We start from the raw sequence: 20,351 nt of genomic DNA, 5'->3' as shown, positions 1-20,351 counted from the left end.
TCAATCTCAGTACGCTTCTTTTTTTATACTGCTGTTAAATCGTCACTTGGCTCTCCTTTAGGATCTCTTCAATCATGACAGCCTTCCCAAGCTTGATCGATTGTTCTGCTGCCAGTCCAACCAAGACAGACCATAATCCATCCTCTACTGTTGCAGTCGTCGTCTGTTTGTTTTCGATATTATCAATGAAATAAACATGCTCATAATAAGTGGCACCGCCATGGCCGCTAGTCTCGATATGATCAGGATAAGCAGGAGTCATGAGCCTTGACGGCTTCTCTTCCCCGCATAAAATCTCAAGATGATTTCTAGGGCGTTTTGCTGAAAGAAAATCCTCATTTTCAGAAGCCTTTAACCGGCCTTTATCTCCACAAATGACAAGCTCTTCATAAAAAGTTGGTGAAAACATACATAAATTAAAATTTGCTCGTACATCATTTTCGTAGATAACGGTAACAAATGCATTGTCGATAATATCTGCCTGCTCATTGTTATACGTAAAATCAGTAAAATTAACGGCCATGTTACCGCTCGCATATACTTGAACGGGTTTGGACTGTGCAAATAAATTCATTAAATCAAAGTAATGGCAGCACTTTTCGACTAATGTACCTCCAGAATACTTGGAGAACTTATTCCACTGATTGACTTTATCTAAAAATGGAATTCGATGTTCCGTCATGCTAATTGTTTTTACGTCACCTATTGCTTTTCTTTCCAGGGTTTCATGAATCGATTCGGCATATATGGCCTTATAACGGTATTGCAGACCTATTTGAAAAACAGATTCATAGTCTTTAGCCAATTGCATGATTTCATAGGCGTCTCGTAATGTCGTGGCCATCGGCTTTTCTAATAGAATATGTTTTCCCGATTTAACAGCCTCTCGTATCACATCAATATGGGTGTAATTGGGTGTGCAGATGATCAATCCATCTGCCTCGGGATCATGGCAAGCTGCCTGTAAAGAATCATATTTAACTAATGAATGGTCTGAAAGAGTCGAAAATAATCTTTCCGCTTCCTCAATACTAGACGGATTCTGATCATAAACACCGTATATTGTTGCTCTTTCTTCCATCATCGTCACCTTCATGTGCTCTCTTCCAATATTGCCGCAACCAATGATGTTGAATTTGTAAGACGGCTGCTCTCGATAAGAGAAATACCTGTCTTGATCTGGCAAATAATCGAATTTTGGATTACGTGACATATAACGGTTTTTTACTTTCTTACCTAGTAGATTCATATTGTCCCTCCCAAAAATAAATTACATCACTATGATTAAACAAAGGTTACAACCTTAAGGTAGCATATTGAAAAATAAATGTAAACGAAAAATTCAGAAAAATATTTTCCGCTCACGAATGCTTTCAATCTTCCTGTATGAAAGGGCATATCATGATGAAAGAAGGTTTGGAAAAGGGCTCTTAATGGTAGTGATGCTTATTTAATGATCTAGCAGGAGACGTATTTGCAAAAAATATGAAAAAAACACTTGAAATCCTGTAGACGTTTTCATATTATAGTATTAAAGATACCTACTTTTTATCTAAAGGTAATTATGTTTCAGGTGGGCTTACTCTAAAGAAACCTAGTAATAAAAGTTGAATTTTCATAGAGTACAAGGGAAATACTAAGGAAAGCGAAGTATATGATTTTTTTATGGAACGAAAGGTAGTTATCTATTGATTTATTGTAGTGATGAATTAAGTTTGCAGCATAACATGTTAAAGGAGAAAAACGATGGCAAATACAGCAATTTTATATCTTCCAATTGGAAGAAAAACATTTGATCTTGAAACAGCAGAAATGTACCGCAGTCAAAGCATGAGTAGGCTTGAACAAAGTGGTCATCGTGTTGTTGCACCAAATGAAATCCTTACATCAGTAGAGGAGCTTGAACAATTTCTGCAATCAGTAGCAACAACTGAAATTGATACGGTTTTATATCAGAGTGTCACATTTGCAGATGGTGAATTTATGGTGAAGGCACTGGAGTATTTTAAAGTACCAGTTATTGTCTGGTCTGTACGCGAGCCAAGTGTAGGCGGGCGCCTGCGCTTGAATTCATTGACTGGCGGCAATAGCACAAGCAATGTTCTGCGCAATCATCAGCACCCATTTGCATTCGTATTTGGAAATCCTGATGAAGAGAAGCTGCAAACGGAATTGCTTGAGAAATTTGATGTCATGCGTGTTCTAAAATCTTTACAACAAATGAAAATAGGAGTTGTCGGCGACTATCCTCCGGGATTCTTTTTCTCAGATGCAAACGAAGAGGAACTCAAACATGCGCTCGGCGTGACGCTTCATAAGATGGATTTACAAGAAGCGTTTAAGAAGTGTGTGGAACTTCCTGAAGAAGAATGGATCGGTGAAATTGATCGGGCTGAACAACAAGTCATTGGCTTGAATCGCGAGGATGAGACAGTTCATAAGTTCGCACAGTTCTCCACATACATTAAGAAACAGATTAAGGAAGAAGAGATTAAGTCAATTGCGATGAGATGCTGGCCGGACTTTTTCAATGATTTAGGCGCGGCACCATGCTCGGTTCTTTCGCAGTTTACGGAGGATGGAATGGTTTCTTCCTGTGAATCCGATATACATGGCTCGATTTCAATGTATATTTTGCGTGAGTTAACAGGTGGAAGTGCACCATATTTAGGCGACTTGGTTCATGTTGATGAAGGGAAAAATTCAGTTGTATTTTGGCATTGCGGAGCTGGGGCATACTCGCTTGCCCATCCTGCTACAGGTGCGACAGCTGGCGTGCATCCTAACCGAAAAATCGGGCTTGCGATGGATTTTGGCTTAAAGGCTGGGGAAGTCACTATATTCCGAGTAAGCCATACCCCAGACGGGTACCGATTACTCGTTATGAAAGGACATGCACTTGATGTCGAACAGCCTTTTAGTGGAACCTCAGTCGAAGTGGAATTAACAACAGATGTGACAAGCACACTTTATGAGCTGATGAATGCAGGCTATGAGCCTCACTTTGCCCTCGTATATGGCGACGTAACGAAACAATTAATTGAACTTGGGCGTCTGCTTAAGCTGGAAACGAATGTGTTTGTATAAAAGACCGGTTGTTGCTCCTGCTTTGGACTGGAATGTGACTGAAGGGAGTGTTGAATAAGTGGCAAGTCGTTTCGAGCCTTCCAAAAGCACGTCCCTCTATTTACAAGTAAAGGACACGATGATCAAACGGATCCAAGAAAAGGAATGGGCACCTTATTCAATGATTCCGACAGAAAATGAATTGATGAGCGAATTCAATGTCAGCCGAACGACGATACGGCAGGCTGTTTCGATTCTTGTTCAGGAAGGGATTCTGGAGAAAAAACAGGGGAAAGGGACAATCGTAAAGCCTCAAGTCTTTGTGGGAAGCTTAGGAAAGCTAAAGGGATTTGCGGAAGAAGCATTGGAGAATGGCATCTTCCCAAGCTCTAAATTGTTATCTGTTAAAACAAGCCGAGAATTTCGCAAAGAAAAGTCTTTGCTCCAAGTACCTTTAGAGGAAGAAGTTGTTGTCATTGAACGCCTGCGTTTTGCAAATCAGACACCTGTTGCCATTGAGCGTACATGCTGGCCGTATCATATTGGAAGGATGCTGCTCCATCAGGATTTAAATGGTGCAAATTTTTATGACATATTGGAAGAAAAAAATATCGTCCTAAAAACCGCGAATGAGAAAATCAAAGCGATTAATGCATCGCTAATTGAGGCTGATTTGCTCGGCATCAGAGGCGGTCAGGCGCTGCTGCAAATGGAAAGGCTTAGTTTTGGACAGGAAAACAAACCAATTGAGTTTACAACAACAAAATTCTGCAGTGATAACTATCAATATTTTATTGAACTTGTGAGATAAGAAAAAACGGATAGGAGTGGAGAAAATGTCAACAATTACAACAGATAAACAATATGGATTATATATTAATGGGAAGTGGGAGCAAACGGCTGACATGATGGAGGTCGTGAATAAATATACTCAAGAGGTGGCTGCACATATTTCAGTAGCCGAAAAGGAGCATGTCGATGCAGCTGTACAAGGCGCAAAGGAAGCATTAAAAAGTCCATTCTCCCCTTATGCCCGCTATGAGGTATTAATGAAAGCAGCTCAGTTATTAGTTGAGCGCCGCGACGAATTTGCCCAAGTGCTTGCGGTAGAGGTTGGAAAGCCGATCCGCGAATCCCGCGGAGAAATTGAACGTGCTGCGCAAACGTTAGTGATTTCAGCGGAAGAAGCGAAACGCATTCATGGAGAAGGGATTCCAGTTGAGTCGGCGCAAGGCTCTGAGAACCGCATGGCTTTTACAGTTCGCGTACCAGTAGGAGTCATTGCTGCCATTACACCATTCAATGTACCTGTTAATCTCGTTTGCCATAAAATTGGTCCTGCTTTAGCGGCTGGGAACAGTGTTGTGTTAAAGCCGGCAGAAGTGACACCGATTTGTGCCCTGATGTTAGCAGAATTATTGGAAGAAGCAGGTCTTCCAAAAGGCCGCCTTCAAGTCTTGACTGGTGAGGGTGCAACAATTGGAGAATGGCTGCTAGAAAACAAGGATGTCAATATGTTTACATTTACAGGAAGCCCTCGCGTAGGAGAATACATTCGCTCGAAAGCGGGATTGCGCAAGGTGGCATTGGAACTGGGCAACAACTCGGCAACGATTGTGCACAAGGATGCAAACCTAGAGCAAGCTGCAGCTTTGATTGCTCAAAAGAGCTTTAATAATGCTGGTCAAGTGTGTATATCTGTACAGCGTGTGTACGTGCAAGAGGAGATTTTTGCATCATTTATCGAATTATTAAAAGAAAACACAGAAAAGCTTGTAGTAGGTGACCCATCAAGTGAAGCAACAGATATTGGGCCGATGATTCGCCTTCGTGAGGCAGAGCGTGTTGAAAGCTGGGTAGGTGAAGCAGTTGAGCAAGGAGCTGTTATCGCATTGGGCGGTAAGCGCGATGGTGCATTATATGAACCTACCATTCTTACAAATGTACATGACGATATGAAAGTGTGCCGCCAAGAAGTATTTGGTCCAGTGGTGTCAGTTGCGACATATCAGGAAATCGATGAAGTGATTGCAAAAGTAAATGATTCTGACTATGGCTTACAGGCTGGCCTTTTCACAAATAATTTGCAGTTTGCCATGAAAGCAGCTCGAGAAATCGAGGTTGGCGGTCTGATTGTCAATGATGCTTCTGCGTACCGAGTAGATCATATGCCATATGGCGGAGTGAAAAACAGCGGCAATGGCAAGGAAGGTCCGAAGTATGCAATTGAGGAAATGACGGAAGAACGTATTATTGTCTTAAACTTATAATCTTGAAAAATGAAATGGTAAACATCTATTTTCTAGGAATGAAGGTGAACGAGTGGATTTCTTCCTTATCCTTATTCCAATATTCGGCATCTTTGCACTCGGCTTTATAGGTCAAAAGAAAATTGGATTCGATACGAAAACGATATCGACAATGGCTCTTTATTTAATGTCACCTGTTTTAGTCTTCCGAACCTTTTATACAACGAAGTTTGATCTGACCTATTTTTATATGACACTTTATACATTTGCCCTTTGTTTTTGTTTAATTGCGGTTGTCTATATCATTGCATTTATACGCAAATACTCGGTTAAGGAAACATGCGGCATGATCCTGGCTTCCTCGTTTATGAATAATGGAAATTACGGAACCCCTGTTGTTCTATTGCTATTCGGAGCAGTAGGTCTCGATTATGCGATTGTTTTAATGGTGATCCAACAGCTTGTCATGTGTACGGTAGGTGTCTATTATGCTGCAAAAGGAAGCCCTGAAGGAGATGGGGTGCGCTCTGCTATCCGGGCGGTGCAGCGGATGCCTATGGTTTATGGGGCAGCATTAGGGTTTGTGCTTCAAGCCTTTCATGTCAAATTGGGAAATTCCATTACAGAGGCAGTAAATATGGTGGCGGATGCAGCCATTCCAACCGTTATGATTGTCTTGGGCATGCAGCTCGCAAAAATATCGGTGAAAAACCTTGAGAGGGAAAAAGTTTCTCTCTCTCTTCTAACGAAATTAGCAATTTCACCAGGAATCGCTTATCTGCTTACATTGTTTTTGCCTGTTGACGAAATGGTCAAGCAAATCATGATTATTATGGCAGCGATGCCGACAGCAGCGAATACGACAATGTACGCCCTGCAGTATAATACAGAACCAGAATTCGTTTCGAGTGCGACGCTTATTAGCACCTCGCTAAGTTTAGCGACATTGCCAGTCATTTTTATGATTGTTCTTTGATCCTTTTTCTTCTTCACAGAAGAAAAAGGGCAAGAAAATCGTCTGAACGGATGATAAGAAATACAAAAGAATCTCATTAATTCGTTAATGGGATTCTTTTGTAAAGTTTTATCTTAACTCCTACCTCAAGATTCAAGAGAAACAATGAAATTAGGTGTGGAAAACTGTCCATAAAAGAATCCGATGAAGGACAGGACATCCAAGTCAGGCGAGACATGCGATGTGGCGCTTTGAGCGTGATAAGTCTCGCTATGCATCTTAACGGGCAGTAAGATTCAATAGAAAGCTAAAGCAAAGAAGATAGAAGAAGGATTTACTAAAAACTCATCGATAACCAAAGGACGGAGTTTTATATGGAAAAATATATATTGGCGCTAGATCAAGGAACAACTAGTTCCAGAGCAATTCTTTTTAACAAAAAAGGCGAGGTTTTCTATCAGTCACAGGCTGAGTTCAAGCAATACTTTCCGAAGCCAGGCTGGGTAGAGCATAATCCGGACGAAATTTGGAGCTCTATTTTAGCAGTCATCGCGTCTTGTTTATCAGAATCAGGTGTGAAAGCGAATCAAATTGCTGGCATTGGCATCACAAATCAACGTGAAACAACGGTTGTCTGGGATAAAGAAACAGGAAGGCCTGTTTACAATGCGATTGTCTGGCAATCCCGTCAAACAGATGAAATTTGTGAAGAGTTAAAGGATAAAGGCTATCATGACATGTTTCATCAAAAAACAGGGCTCTTGATTGACCCTTATTTTTCTGGAACGAAAGTGAAATGGATATTAGACCATATCGAGGGAGCAAGAGAAAGAGCGGAAAAAGGACAACTATTATTCGGAACAATCGATACATGGCTGATTTGGAAATTGACGGGAGGAAATGCCCATATAACAGATTACTCGAATGCTTCGAGAACGTTAATGTTTAATATCTATGATTTAACGTGGGATGACGAGCTTCTCGGCATTCTTGATATACCTAAGTCCATGCTGCCGAAAGTGAAGTCTTCTTCAGAGGTGTATGCTCATACGGTTGCCTATCACTTTTTTGGGGAATCTGTGCCGATTGCAGGTGTAGCAGGCGATCAGCAAGCAGCTTTATTTGGTCAGGCGTGTTATGAAAAAGGAATGGCCAAAAACACATATGGCACAGGCTGTTTTATGTTAATGAATACAGGAGAAAAAGCCGTCTCCTCTGATCATGGTTTATTAACGACGATTGCTTGGGGAATGAATGGGAAAGTAGAGTACGCATTAGAGGGAAGCATTTTTGTCGCAGGCTCTGCAATTCAGTGGCTGCGTGATGGCTTACGAATGATCAAGGATGCCAAGCATAGCGAAGAATACGCTTCAAGGGTTATATCAGCTGATGGCGTGTATGTTGTTCCGGCATTTGTCGGCTTGGGCACCCCTTATTGGGATAGTGATGTAAGGGGAGCAGTTTTTGGGTTAACACGCGGCACAACAAAAGAACATTTTATTAGGGCTACTTTAGAATCGCTCGCTTACCAGACAAAAGACGTAGTGGGAGCGATGGAGCAGGATTCTGGGATTAAGCTAAAGACATTGCGTGTCGATGGCGGGGCCGTCAAAAATGATTTCCTTATGCAATTTCAAAGCGATATCTTAAATGTTCCAGTTGAAAGGCCAGCAATAAATGAAACAACAGCATTAGGAGCGGCCTATCTAGCTGGATTAGCTGTAGGCTACTGGAAGGATCAAGCAGAGATATCACAAAAATGGAATCGAGATATCTCGATCAAACCGCAAATGGAAGAATCAACAAGAGACCAGTTATATTGTGGCTGGAAAAAGGCCGTTCATGCAGCAAGTGTTTTTAAATAATCGAACGAACTTGGAATAAAGTGAAATGAGGGAGACAAATGAGTTTTTCAAGTGAAAAACGAAACGAAGTTTTGCAGCAGCTAGAAGCTGTGAATTATGATGTACTTGTCATCGGAGGTGGCATTACAGGCTGCGGAATCGCGCTGGATGCTCAAACGCGGGGAATGAAAACAGCATTAGTGGAAATGCAGGACTTTGCCGCTGGGACATCAAGTCGATCAACGAAACTCGTACATGGCGGGCTGCGTTATCTAAAACAATTCGAAGTGAAAATGGTGGCCGAGGTTGGTAAAGAGAGAGCCATTGTTTACGAAAATGGTCCACACGTTACAACACCAGAGTGGATGCTTCTTCCGATCCATGAGGGAGGGACGTTTGGAAAGTTCTCTACTTCGATTGGTCTCTTAGTATACGATTTTTTAGCAGGAGTAAAAAGCAGTGAACGCCGCTCCATGTTAAGTATCGAAGAAACGCTAAAACGTGAGCCTCTATTAAAAAAGGAAGGTTTAAAAGGCGGCGGATATTATGTGGAATACAAAACAGATGATGCACGGTTAACCATTGAGGTTGTAAAAGAAGCTGTTAAGCAAGGAGCCACTGCGATAAATTATACAAAGGTCGAACAATTTATCTATGAAAACGGCGTCGTAAAAGGAGTCATTGTTGTTGACCAAGTAACAAACAAGTCAATTTCCATCTATGCAAAAAAAATCGTCAATGCCGCAGGTCCTTGGGTCGATACATTGCGGGAAAAAGACAACTCCAAACAAGGAAAGTCCTTGCAATTAACAAAAGGAATTCACCTTGTCATTGATCAAAGCCGGTTTCCGCTCAACCAAGCTGTTTACTTTGACACACCTGATGGTCGCATGGTGTTTGCGATCCCAAGAGACGGAAAAACCTATGTCGGAACAACAGATACTGTCTATAAAGGAGATCTTGCCCATCCAAGAATGACAACAGAGGATCGGGAATATGTCATAGATGCGATTAATTACATGTTCCCTTTCTTAAATATCACTGTCAAAGACGTTGAATCGAGCTGGACAGGATTGCGCCCATTGATTCATGAAGATGGGAAAGATCCATCGGAAATATCGCGCAAAGACGAAATATGGACATCTGATTCAGGGCTTATCACGATTGCAGGCGGGAAGCTGACAGGCTACCGTAAAATGGCAGAAATCGTTGTTGATCTACTTGTGAAAAAATTCAAAGAGGAAGACGGAAGAACATTTTCCGATTGCATAACAAAAACACTGCCGATCTCAGGAGGAAATGTGGGCGGCTCGAAACAGTTCCCTGCCTTTGTAGAAGAAAAGGTGAAGAAAGGTATTAAAATCGGACTATCAAGGGAAGAAGCCGAAAAGCTTGTTAAAAGATATGGATCAAATGTTGACGAAGTATTTAAATATAGTAAATTTCATTTGGAAAATTCGTCAGATATGGAATTGCCGCTTTATGTGTTTTTACAACTCATCTATTCGATCAACGAAGAAATGACAACAAAACCTATCGACTTTTTCAATCGCAGAACAGGCACATTATTATTTGATATTCATTGGGCAAGGGAATGGAAGGATAAAGTCGTTACCTATATGGCTGCTGCTTTGGAATGGAATGGGGAACAAACTTGCAACTATCAAAAAGAATTGGAACAACATATAGAAGATGCTTATACAGCTTTAGATGAAGAGACGAAGGAAAAAGTAAGTTGAGATTAAATGAATAAAAGAGGATCATATTTAAGAGGCTGACATAAAAGTTAAAGGGTTCCGTTTTGAGGTGCATTTTGAATAAATGACATAGGAAATGACGTATGAACTGGCATACGTCATTTTCTTTATTTATCAAGGTTATTGGGAGTTTATAATGAATTTTGACATACCCATTGACATCATTTTTTATGGTGGACAATATGTATTGTACAATTTAAAAACAAGGTCAAAACTACTGTCAATTTTAGTACCGTTTGTTGTGTCGGTATTATGACATCCTTCTTCAACTACCATGAAAATTAACTTCTGTTAGATCCGAAAAATGGCAATACTTAAATAGACGCAGCTCATTCATCTTTTTAAAAGGGGAGAGCGTCTGATCATTGGTGTTTATTTACTTGTTTAATGGATTATGAAGCTTCTGTTATTGTAACCGTATAGCCTAAGTTTTCTAGTCTTCGAACCGAATGGCGTACAATTGATACCTGTCTTTGTTTATCAAAGTAGTCTTCGCCTAAGTCTACATACATTTCTTTTCTAGTTAACAGGTAATATGCGATCCGTAATATCGCATGGGCAACTACTATAGCTGCTCTTTTGTTGCCTTTTCGTCCTGCTGTTCGTCGATACAATGCACCAAGATAGTTTTTTGACCCTCTGACTGATTGAGCTGCTTCAGTTAATGCTGATCTTAAATACTTATTTCCTTTTTTAGATTTAGTTGATTTTCTTTTCCCAGCACTTTCATTATGTCCAGGTACGAGAGCTGCCCATGAACAAAGATGTGCCGCAGTTGGAAATTGATTTTGAACATCAGTACCGATTTCAGCTAGGATTTGTTCAGCCATTCTTCTGGCGATTCCAGGAATCGAATCTAGTCTTTCAATATCTTCTTCATACGAGTTTACTCGTTGGGCTATCTCTTGATCTAACATTTCAATTTGCTCAGTTAGAAAATCAATGTGAGTTAAAATCGTTTTGAGCATTAAGCGTTGATGTGGGTTAACATAGCCCTGAAGTGCTAATTCAAGTTCTGCTTTTTTCTTTTTCATTGTACGACGAGCGAAGTTTGCTAGTTTCTCAGGATCATCCTCGCCGTCAGCGATAGCTCGAAGCATATCCTTCGAGGAAACCCCCATAATATCTGAAACGACAGAGCCTAGTTTGATATTGGCTCCTTCTAAAACTTTTTGAATTCGATTATGTTGTCTTGCACGTTCTTCGATAATACTGCGGCGATAACGGACAAGTTCCCTCAGCTCTCTTTGAATACGGTTTGGAATGAAACTCGCTTTGAGTAAACCATGGCGAAGAAGTTGGGCAATCCATTCGGCATCTTTAACGTCGGTCTTACGACCGGGGAGTGCCTTCATGTGTTGGGCGTTTACTACTAGAAACTCAATCCCTTCAGATTCTAGTAGGTTAACGATAGGTTTCCAATAAACACTCGTGCTTTCATTGCGACATGAGTACAGTCATGTTCCTTAATCCAGTCGATTAACTTAAGCAGAAAAACTGTTTTGGTAGGAAACGTTTGAATCTCCTTTCCATCAGGTGTCATAATACATGCAGTGATATTGTCCTTATGAACATCCATACCACATGCTCTTTCAATGATTACATCCATTGAAATTCTTCCTTTCTAGGCTTGTAAATTGGAGGCTGGTGCAACAATCAGAATAAGGATTAATCTACCATGAGTGCTTCCCGTAAGGGAGCGACAGTTTGTGGTGCACCGTGGTCGTTGGAGTCAGACTAACGGATGGGCTCTAAGGCACCATAGTTTATCGACCTTCCTCTCCCAGCCTTAGAAGCAGTATGGACGGATTCAATACATTTTCATTCTTTGTGGTGAAGCGCCGATTTTGCGCTTCATGGATGGCTAACGGGCAGGGTAGTTGAACAAGAAAAAATAATAATAATAAGATTCAGTTAGAGGAATGATATAAAAAACATATCTGAAGGAAGTTGATTTATATGGATAAAAAAAAGACATTCGCTTTAGCGATGTTAATCGTTCCTTGGCTAACTGTTCCGTTCATGGGGAAAAAATCATTTTTTAGGTTTTTACCTGTAGCAAGTTTTGTTAATTTATTCTTAAGTGTGTTAGGTGTAATTGCTAATAAGAAAAAATGGTGGGTAAATAAAAATCCTTTATCTCCCGGTTTTGTAGATTTTACATATATATTAGGTCCTTTTTTTGTAACCACACTATGGGTATTTAAACTAACATACGGCAGTTTTCTCAAATATTTAATTACAAATTTGGTAATAGATGCTATTTGTGCTTATCCTTTTGCTGAAATATGGGAAAAGGTAGGAGTATTTAAATTTAAAAAGTTGAATCATACTATATGGTATTTTATATGTGTGTCATTAGCAATTATTATTTATGGGTATCAGAATATAGTAGAAAAATCGATTAATAAAAATCAAAACGAGGTTTAAAGGAATACTTTGAGTAGTTTCTACATCTCTTTGTGAAATTAAGGAAAAGTAAACTACCAAGGCAAATGACCGTCAAGAATTGCCTATTAATTGAAAAACTTAATTTTAAAGGGGGGAAGAAAAATGTGGTGAACCCCAAAGAAAGGTTATTGTGGAGTATTGCTCTTCCAGGATTTGGTCAATTTTTAAATAAAAAATATTTAAAAGGTATTGTTTTTGTTTTTTTAGAGTTCTTGGTGAATGTCCAGGCAAATTTTAATGAAATCATTATTTTAAGTTTTCAAGGAGATATTGAAAATGCAATTTCAAAGGCAGATTATCAGTGGTTAATGTTTTATCCATGTTTGTATTTTTTTGCAATGTGGGATGCGTATAAAGATTCAGGAGGAGAACAAGATTGCTTTTCCTTTCTGCCATTTGTTTTTTCTGCATATTTCGTTACAGTTGGATGTATTTATTCTTCAAAATTTAAACTATTTGGTGTACTATTAGGTCCTGTTTGGCTTCCAATCATTTCTGTTATTCCTGGTGTGATGGTAGGCTTACTCTTAAGAGGAATATTTTTCAAAATATATTTACTGAAATATAAAAATGTTTAGTTTGTGAAAATATATACTTAAAGTAACGGGTGCTTTACTTCAATATGGAGTAAGGCTTTTTTGTTCTTCAACTAATGGAGCGTTTAGTAAAAAAAGAGATGTTAATTTTACAACATCTCCTTTACTTTTAATTTCTTGTGATTTTTAGACTCTAATTCATATTTTAGATATTCCAGAAAGGGTGCTTTAGTTGAAGAGTGGGCATTGTTGCCGAATCACATTTTCTTTTTCAACAAACGGGTTAATCCAAGATGAAAGTAGTATAAGAATATTATTAGTAGGCGATACCTACACGTGATTTTATATAATCGCTTGCTTTTATCTGTTTAAATGAAAATTCTGCTGTATCCGGTACGGATATTTCAGCTCCACCCTCCGGCAAAAAATTCCGGTCTATTCGATATTTGCCTACCCTTTCTCCATACGGCAAGTACGTAGGACAGACAATCGTCCATTCGAGGGTTGATTGTTTGAGCATATCGTAAACTTTATGATGTTCTTTCGCTGCACGGGTTGACTTCTGCTTTGATTCACTTGATTGATAACGCAGAGAATTTGGCGTGGTTCTACTTTGCAGAATACCCGCAGTTCCTATAGTTATTATTCGTTTTATACCTTCGTTTTCCATTGCTTCGATAATAAGTGGCATACTTTCTGATAGAGTGGTTGTGCCATCAGTATTTAGTGCACTAATAACTACATCAATCCCATGCATTGCACGTACGATATCATCTTTATTTAAAACATTCCCTTTAATAATGGTTAAATTTTCATTATTTATTTGAATCTTCTCTGGAGTGCGAACTAATACAGTAACATGATGACTTTCATGAAGGGCATAAGTAACTATTTGACTTCCAACTCGTCCAGTTGCACCTAAAATTAAAATATTCATAAGAATGAGGCTCCTTTTGCAAATACTAATATTTTACTATAAAAGTTATTTTATTGTCTTGTTCAACGAACGTATAAACCAATAGATATTACAAAAAAGATTGTGAATAAAAAGAAACTTTTTTAAGGGTAATACGTAATAAATATATGAAAGAGGTGAGTTACAGTGGAAACTTTTGTTGCTATTTTAGTTATTTTATTATTATTAGGACTATCTCTTGCCTTTGTAAGTTGGACAGTAAAGGAATTATATAAAATGATAAAAAGAGCTAAGTAGAGTAAGGTTTGCTTTTAAACTCTTTTTTACATACCTATAACATCGCTTAAGTAAACTAATCTTGTAAAGTATACATTGGATTTTTTGGGTACTTGTTGAATTAACGGGTGCGTTCGTATTATGAGGTTAACCAGTTTTTACTGGTTGACCTTTTTTATATAGGACCTATTATATCGGTAGCCAGGGTAGGACGTACGGGTGCGTGGGACCATGATCTCGTCAACTAAACTGTCCGCCCCCTACTTGAAGAAACATGTTTGAGGCTGGTTGGGACAACGATCTCGTATAACAAGCGAAGCTATGATACTGCAAGAGGAATAGGGGCTACTGGCAAAACAAATGGAGAGGAAGAGATAAAGAATGAATCCAGTAATCGGTCTGGATGTTTCAAAAGGGGAAAGCCAGGTTCAAGCATTTTTAGATAAACGAAAGCCGTTTGGAAAAAGTTTTAGTGTATCACACACGACTGAGGGACTAGATGCCTTACTTCATTATTTGAAAGTGGTAGAAAATGAGACTGGTATAAAACCAAGTGTAATATTAGAATCGACGGGACATTATCACACTCCTGTCATTCAGTTTTTAGAGGAACAGAATTATTTATACATTATGATCAATCCTTTACTGTCTTATCAGGCAAAAAAATCGAGTTTGCGAAATGTGAAAACAGATGAAATAGATGCTTTTCGCTTGTGTGAACTGTATTACAAAGAAGAGCTTGAACCCTATAAAAAAAGGGGTATCCAACGTTTAAACCTTCGTCATCTTACTAGACAACATGAAACCCTTACGGGTTTGTATGTTCAAGCTAAGTTACAGTTTCATGCGATTTTAGATCAAGTGTTTCCTGAATATAAAGGGGTATTTGGAGATTTGTATTCAAAAGTTTCTCTAAACATACTCCTGGAATTTAGTACGTCAGAATCTGTGGTACAGGCTGGAGAAAACAAGGTAACCGATAAAATAGCGAGTTTATGTATGAGTCGTTCGGAACGTTGGGCACAAGAAAGGGCAAAGAAGCTTTATGAAGCAGCTCAGCGTAACCCATTTAAGAGCATAGTCTATCAAAGTCATTTGATAAGCCTTGAAATGTATATTCAACTGCTTCTCCAATACCAAGAGCATCTAGCAAAGTTAGATGATCAAATAGATGCCCTGGCAGGAGAAATAGAAGAATATAAGATTATCCAGTCGATTCCCGGTATCGGAGAAAAAATCGCGGCAACGATTATTTCTGAAATTGGAGAAATCGAACGGTTTAATCACCCTAAAAAATTGGTTGCCTTCTCTGGAATCGATCCAAGTGTACATTCATCGGGGAAATTTACAGCGACGATTAATCGAATCACCAAGAGAGGCTCAAGCAGACTGCGACATGCCTTATATATGGCTGTTCTCTGTGGGATCAGATCCTCTCGTAATAAGAAGCTAAAAGAGTTCTATGATCGAAAGCGAGAAGAAGGAAAACCTTTTAAAGTCGCAATGATTGCATGTGTAAATAAGCTTATTCATTGGATTTATGCCTTACTAAAACGTAAAGAAGCTTTCCTGGATTTAGCTTAACAAAAACAATTAGGCAAAACATGAAAAACCTTCCAATATAAATGAGGAAGGTTATTTGGCATGAATATTTTTAGTATATCATTTTGTTTATAGGATTTTTATTGAAAAATGTTGACATCCTATTAGCTGGTTTAGTTGAAGAAGAATTATGTGATTTTATGAGAGAGGTCAGAATTTGATTATTCAATTAAAGGGCGCAATTCTGCAGCAAGAATTACGCTCTTTCTTTTTGTTAATATCCATTTTCCTTAATAAGAGAAAGGATTAATCGTAAGTAAATCGAAGTTAATTAGAAGATGTTATTTAGTTGAGTATCAAGACATACTACTCAACATTAAGGAGGAAATCGATTATGAGCGATACACAGACATTACGAGGACTCACCACAGTTAGTTTTTGGACGGATGATCTTGCAGCAGCAAAGAAGTGGTACGCCGAGCTATTGGGAATCGAACCATACTTCGAACGTCCAGGATATGCTGAGTTTCGCCTCGGCGATTACCAGCACGAACTGGGTCTGATAGATAGCAGCTACGCGCCTGATAGTTCAGCGACCTGCCCGGCCGGTGCTGTAGTGTACTGGCACGTCGACGATGTAACAGCAACTTTCAAGAAGTTGCTGTCTATGGGAGCGAAAGAGTATGAGGCGCCAACAGAGCGCGGCGAGGGGTTCATCACTGCTTCCGTAGTAGATCCATTTGGGAATATCCTAGGCATTATGTACAATCAACACTATTTGGAGGTTCTAGGTTCGACCAGAAAAGTGTGACCTAGACGTCGGCAATCACAAGTTCGCCGAGGTTTGGAAAGTAGCAGTGTGGCGTAGCAATTATTTGTACAGTGGCTGTCTCGAATTATGTTATGCTAACCTAACTGTTCGGTATTCAACTACTATTCTGGAGACAAAAAGTAAAAAAAAGAGAAAAGGTAAAAAGGGTTTCACGAGGTAATATTAGTAATGGACTATTCCAGAATAGGGCGCAATTCTGCAGCAAGAATTGTGATTAATGTCGTAGTTCGCAAATATTATGTAGTAGCTTATTCAAGAATCAGGGCCCGATTGTTGAACAACACCTTTTAAGACCTGATTATTAAATGACTTTATTGTTACTAATTTCGAGTAAAATAAGTACATGTCAAAGAATAATAAACAACTATTTTAACACCATTTGAATTTTTAAAATGGTGTTTTGCGTATTTATGGCAGCAGAATTAAACAACTTTATTGTTATTCATCACTTATATTACTGTTCTTCTTTTGATTCTAGAAAAGCATCGACTGATTCATCCAATAATCTTTCCCGATTTGGGTCTTCATTGACATCTGTATCCACTTCCATTGTTTGTTTAAGTATGTCATATATATCATCTTCTTTATTTAATCGATTAACTTGATTTTTATGTAGGACTGGATTATGGTGATTATTTTTTTGATTTGGCATATAATCTCCTTCTGAAACAGATATTTTATATTAGTATGAACAATTGATTCAAAATAAAATCCAATACTGCTTTTAGATTGATTATTATTTCAGTTTCTTTTCACGAACTGGGGCCTATTAATGATCAATAAGAAATTAAAGATCAATCTTCAGCAAAACTAGCTAATAGAAGCTCAGGTGTTATTCCGTTAAAGGGCGCGATTGTGGAGCAACACAGGTAGAAAATGATCAAACTTTTTTCAAAATGGATTCTTTTTATTTATCGTAAAATGCTGGTTTGTGAGGAATTTTTAATCAATCTTTATTTAACAGCAACAAAGTATGTAGAATTTTCAAAAATAAATGTTGACAGAAAGCATATTTTTCCTTTTAATTGTAAATGTAAACGCTTTATGCAATCGTTTGCGCATCCACGCAAAAACAATCCACGCATTACACACTCTTACCAGTTTCAAAGTTTCATTGAGGAGAAGCTAATAAAATGGAGGTTGAAAGATGCCAAGATTATTGAAAAGTGCACTTGTTTTTATTTTATTTATTACAATGGTATTTCCATCATTACAGCTGCTAGCAGCAAACGCAGCAGAAAAGGATCCTGATCTTCCTGAACACACGGTCAGAATTCACTATGTGAAAGACGATAAAAACTACAAAGACCTTGGATTATGGTTATGGGAGGATGTAGCGGAAGCACCAAAAGAATGGCCGAAGGATGCTTTGCCATTTACAGAGGAGCAAACTGATGAACACGGCTGCTATATAGATGTGAAAGTAAAAGAAGGCGCGAAGAAACTCGGTTTCCTTGTTGTGAATCGCGTGACTGGCGAGAAAATAGGCGGAGACAAAGTTTTCACAATGCTTGAAGACTACAATCATTTATGGATTAAAAATGCGGATGACACGGTTTATACTTCATCTAAATGGGAAAATCCGATTGGCATTGTCAGCGCAGAAATTGTTTCAAAGCAAAAGCTTCTGCTTGGACTGACAAGAACAGAAGGTTTAACGGAAGAGGAACTGCTTTCTTCTATTAAAATACAGGATGAAAACGGCGCGGACATTCAAGTTGAAAGTGTAAAAATTACATCGGATTCAACAGTGGAAGTCAGTACTTCTGCAGAATTGACGAATGATTCTTACTCCGTTACATACGCCGGTAAATCAATTGCGGCAACTAAAGGATGGAGAATGATTGATGAGCTTTATTCGTATGATGGCGATGATCTTGGTGCTGTCTATCAATCTGGCAAAGCTGTGCTGAAATTATGGGCGCCTAAAGCAAGCAAGGTTACAGCGGTTATTTATGATAAAAATGATGCAGTAAAAGAGATTGGCAAGCTAGATTTAGCTATGGGAGAAAAAGGGGTTTGGTCAATAGAAGTCAAGCCTGAAGATCTCGGAATCACTGATCTTAAAGGATATTATTATCAGTATGAGGTAACAAATGGCGGCGAAACAAAGAAAGTTCTCGATCCTTATGCAAAATCAATGGCTCCTTTCACTGTAAATACAAAAGGTGAAGCAGGTCTTGATGGCGATATGGTGGGGAAAGCAGCAATTGTTGACCTTGCAGGAACAGACCCAGCAGGACTTGATTTTGCGAAGATTGACGGCTATGAAAAAAGAGAGGATGCAGTCATCTGGGAAGTGCACGTCAGAGATTTTACGTCTGATCCTTCAATTGAAGGGGATTTAACAGCTGACTGGGGTACTTATGACGCGTTTAAAGATAAGCTTGAATATATCAAATCTCTTGGTGTGACTCACGTTCAATTGCTGCCAGTGATGGCTTGGTATTACGGTGATGAGACGAACATGAGAGAACGTGAGCTTGAGTATTCTGCGGCGAACAATGAATATAACTGGGGCTACGATCCTCACAGCTATTTTTCACCGGACGGAGCTTATTCGATGAACCCGAAAGATCCGGAGCTCAGAATTAAAGAATTAAAGGGTCTCATTGACGCGGTGCATGATTCAGGAATGGGTGTTGTGCTTGATGTTGTGTATACCCATATGGCAAAAGCAAGCATGCTGAATGATATTGTCCCGAACTATTATGCTTTCCAGGATGCTAATGGAAACTTTATCGGCGGGTTTGGAAACAACCTTGCAACAAATCACGTTATGGCTGAAAAGCTAATGGTTGATTCCGTTAAGTACTGGTTTGAAGAATACAAAATAGACGGCATGCGTTTTGATATGATGGGTGATGCTACGTACGATTCCATCCAGAATGCCTATAATGCTGCTTCAGAGATTAATGAAAATGCCTTATTCATCGGCGAAGGCTGGAGAACGTTCGGCGGTCATCTTTCAGATCCATCACTTGCAGGCAAAGGTGCCGATCAGGACTGGATGAACAAAACGGATGATGTCGGAGTCTTCTCAGATGAAATCCGCAATGAGCTGAAATCTGGTTTTGGATCAGAAGGGGAACCACGATTTCTAACAGGCGGAGCAAGAAGCCTTGATCTTATTCTGAAAAATATTAAAGGGCAGCCTACCAATACAGCTGCAGATGATCCTGGTGATATGGTGCAATATATTGCGGCGCATGACAATTTGCCGTTATATGATGTAATTGCCCAATCCATCAAAAAGGATCCATCTATCCCTGAAAACAATGAAGAAATTCATGAAAGAATCCGGTTAGGAAACTCACTTGTGTTAACATCTCAAGGCACAGCATTCCTGCATGCAGGACAGGAGCATGGCAGAACAAAACAGTGGCTTGGCGAAGGCCTGCCTGAGCAAAAATTTCATACGCTCCAAGATGAAGCTAGAAAAGTGTTCGGTTACTTCATTCACGATTCCTATGATTCTTCAGATGCAATCAATAAATTCGACTGGAAGAAGGCAACGGATGCGAGTGCATATCCAGTCAACAACACGACTCGTGAATACACAGCAGGTCTGATTGAACTAAGAAAATCAACGGATGCTTTCAGATTAGGAAGCAAGGAACTTGTTGATTCTAATGTTACTTTAATTGAAGCACCGGAAATGAACGTGTCTGACCTTGTGATTGGCTATAAAAATGTATCGACAGATGGAAAAAAAGCCTACTTTGTGTTCGTAAATGCGGATATGAAAGAAAGGACCCTAACTCTTTCTGAGGATTTGAGGAAAGGCGAAGTCGTTGTCGATAATGACGAAGCAGGCGCTGAAAAGGTTAAAAAAGAATCCGGATTTAAGCTGAAAAAAGATTCCATTACAATCGAACCTTTAACGACGGTTGTCGTAAAAGTAAGTGTTGATTTAAAATAAAGTTT

14 protein-coding genes and 1 pseudogene are annotated in these 20,351 nt (G+C 39.1%); 11 read left to right on the top strand and 4 right to left on the bottom strand.

What is annotated here, in order from left to right; all coding sequences use genetic code 11:
• Positions 1–34: 34 nt before the first annotated feature.
• Positions 35–1,249: a Gfo/Idh/MocA family protein gene (locus GMB29_RS25420; RefSeq protein WP_136357090.1), complete on the bottom strand. Its 1,215-nt coding sequence runs from the start codon at positions 1,247–1,249 to the stop codon at positions 35–37.
• Between the two features lie 497 nt (positions 1,250–1,746).
• On the opposite strand from GMB29_RS25420, the gene sftI reads away from it, so the two are divergent.
• The 6 genes from sftI to GMB29_RS25390 all read left to right on the top strand — a co-directional run bounded on the left by sftI (position 1,747) and on the right by GMB29_RS25390 (position 9,853).
• Positions 1,747–3,087, top strand: coding sequence for a sulfoquinovose isomerase (sftI, locus tag GMB29_RS25415; protein WP_136357089.1), 1,341 nt, complete (start codon positions 1,747–1,749; stop codon positions 3,085–3,087).
• A gap of 58 nt (positions 3,088–3,145) precedes the next feature.
• Positions 3,146–3,877, top strand: coding sequence for a GntR family transcriptional regulator (locus tag GMB29_RS25410; RefSeq protein ID WP_319941436.1), 732 nt, complete (start codon positions 3,146–3,148; stop codon positions 3,875–3,877).
• A 25-nt stretch (positions 3,878–3,902) separates the two neighbouring features.
• Positions 3,903–5,336, top strand: a complete 1,434-nt coding sequence (locus GMB29_RS25405) for an aldehyde dehydrogenase family protein (protein ID WP_136357087.1) — start codon at positions 3,903–3,905, stop codon at positions 5,334–5,336.
• Positions 5,337–5,388: 52 nt separating this feature from the next.
• Positions 5,389–6,291: an AEC family transporter gene (locus GMB29_RS25400; RefSeq protein WP_136357085.1), complete on the top strand. Its 903-nt coding sequence runs from the start codon at positions 5,389–5,391 to the stop codon at positions 6,289–6,291.
• A 353-nt stretch (positions 6,292–6,644) separates the two neighbouring features.
• The gene (glpK, locus tag GMB29_RS25395; protein WP_136357083.1) at positions 6,645–8,135 is read left to right on the top strand and encodes a glycerol kinase GlpK; all 1,491 of its coding nucleotides are present in this window, start codon (positions 6,645–6,647) and stop codon (positions 8,133–8,135) included.
• Positions 8,136–8,173: 38 nt separating this feature from the next.
• Entirely contained in the window at positions 8,174–9,853 is a 1,680-nt protein-coding gene (locus GMB29_RS25390; RefSeq protein ID WP_136357081.1) for a glycerol-3-phosphate dehydrogenase/oxidase, read from the top strand.
• A gap of 410 nt (positions 9,854–10,263) precedes the next feature.
• On the opposite strand, the pseudogene GMB29_RS25385 reads toward GMB29_RS25390, so the two are convergent.
• Positions 10,264–11,480, bottom strand: a pseudogene (locus GMB29_RS25385) (IS110 family transposase).
• 350 nt (positions 11,481–11,830) lie between these two features.
• Here GMB29_RS25385 and GMB29_RS25380 point away from each other — a divergent pair.
• Together GMB29_RS25380 and GMB29_RS25375 are read left to right on the top strand one after the other, a co-directional pair.
• Positions 11,831–12,301 carry a hypothetical protein gene (locus GMB29_RS25380; protein WP_227551430.1) on the top strand — a complete coding sequence of 157 codons (471 nt, stop codon included), beginning with the start codon at positions 11,831–11,833 and terminating at the stop codon, positions 12,299–12,301.
• A 128-nt stretch (positions 12,302–12,429) separates the two neighbouring features.
• A complete protein-coding gene (locus GMB29_RS25375; RefSeq protein WP_168733998.1) occupies positions 12,430–12,900 on the top strand; it encodes a hypothetical protein in 471 nt (156 codons plus the stop codon).
• 274 nt (positions 12,901–13,174) lie between these two features.
• Here the strand turns inward: GMB29_RS25375 and GMB29_RS25370 are convergent, their stop codons facing one another.
• Positions 13,175–13,795 (bottom strand): NAD(P)-dependent oxidoreductase, encoded by a 621-nt coding sequence (locus GMB29_RS25370; protein WP_155443952.1) that lies wholly within the window; start codon positions 13,793–13,795, stop codon positions 13,175–13,177.
• Between the two features lie 636 nt (positions 13,796–14,431).
• On the opposite strand from GMB29_RS25370, the gene GMB29_RS25365 reads away from it, so the two are divergent.
• Both GMB29_RS25365 and GMB29_RS25360 read left to right on the top strand, forming a co-directional pair.
• Positions 14,432–15,634 (top strand): IS110 family RNA-guided transposase, encoded by a 1,203-nt coding sequence (locus GMB29_RS25365; RefSeq protein ID WP_155443951.1) that lies wholly within the window; start codon positions 14,432–14,434, stop codon positions 15,632–15,634.
• Positions 15,635–15,986: 352 nt separating this feature from the next.
• The gene (locus GMB29_RS25360) at positions 15,987–16,403 is read left to right on the top strand and encodes a VOC family protein (protein WP_136359231.1); all 417 of its coding nucleotides are present in this window, start codon (positions 15,987–15,989) and stop codon (positions 16,401–16,403) included.
• A 475-nt stretch (positions 16,404–16,878) separates the two neighbouring features.
• Here the strand turns inward: GMB29_RS25360 and GMB29_RS25355 are convergent, their stop codons facing one another.
• Complete coding sequence (locus tag GMB29_RS25355) at positions 16,879–17,076, bottom strand: hypothetical protein (RefSeq protein ID WP_136359233.1); 198 nt, start codon at positions 17,074–17,076, stop codon at positions 16,879–16,881.
• A 495-nt stretch (positions 17,077–17,571) separates the two neighbouring features.
• Between GMB29_RS25355 and GMB29_RS25350 the strand changes: the two genes are divergently transcribed.
• Positions 17,572–20,346, top strand: a complete 2,775-nt coding sequence (locus tag GMB29_RS25350; protein ID WP_136359235.1) for a pullulanase — start codon at positions 17,572–17,574, stop codon at positions 20,344–20,346.
• Positions 20,347–20,351: the final 5 nt, after the last annotated feature.

The organism is Metabacillus sediminilitoris (assembly GCF_009720625.1).
Lineage (GTDB): Bacteria > Bacillota > Bacilli > Bacillales > Bacillaceae > Metabacillus > Metabacillus sediminilitoris.
The sequence above is the reverse complement of the archived record's forward strand: the minus strand, read 5'-3'. Positions and strand labels throughout refer to the sequence as shown.

Coding starts and splice junctions, on each gene's coding strand:
- GMB29_RS25420 (WP_136357090.1), bottom strand. CDS start 1,249: ATGAATCTACTAGGTAAGAAAGTAAAAAACCGTTATATGTCACGTAAT.
- sftI (WP_136357089.1), top strand. CDS start 1,747: ATGGCAAATACAGCAATTTTATATCTTCCAATTGGAAGAAAAACATTT.
- GMB29_RS25405 (WP_136357087.1), top strand. CDS start 3,903: ATGTCAACAATTACAACAGATAAACAATATGGATTATATATTAATGGG.
- glpK (WP_136357083.1), top strand. CDS start 6,645: ATGGAAAAATATATATTGGCGCTAGATCAAGGAACAACTAGTTCCAGA.
- GMB29_RS25390 (WP_136357081.1), top strand. CDS start 8,174: ATGAGTTTTTCAAGTGAAAAACGAAACGAAGTTTTGCAGCAGCTAGAA.
- GMB29_RS25380 (WP_227551430.1), top strand. CDS start 11,831: ATGGATAAAAAAAAGACATTCGCTTTAGCGATGTTAATCGTTCCTTGG.
- GMB29_RS25370 (WP_155443952.1), bottom strand. CDS start 13,795: ATGAATATTTTAATTTTAGGTGCAACTGGACGAGTTGGAAGTCAAATA.
- GMB29_RS25365 (WP_155443951.1), top strand. CDS start 14,432: ATGAATCCAGTAATCGGTCTGGATGTTTCAAAAGGGGAAAGCCAGGTT.
- GMB29_RS25360 (WP_136359231.1), top strand. CDS start 15,987: ATGAGCGATACACAGACATTACGAGGACTCACCACAGTTAGTTTTTGG.
- GMB29_RS25355 (WP_136359233.1), bottom strand. CDS start 17,076: ATGCCAAATCAAAAAAATAATCACCATAATCCAGTCCTACATAAAAAT.
- GMB29_RS25350 (WP_136359235.1), top strand. CDS start 17,572: ATGCCAAGATTATTGAAAAGTGCACTTGTTTTTATTTTATTTATTACA.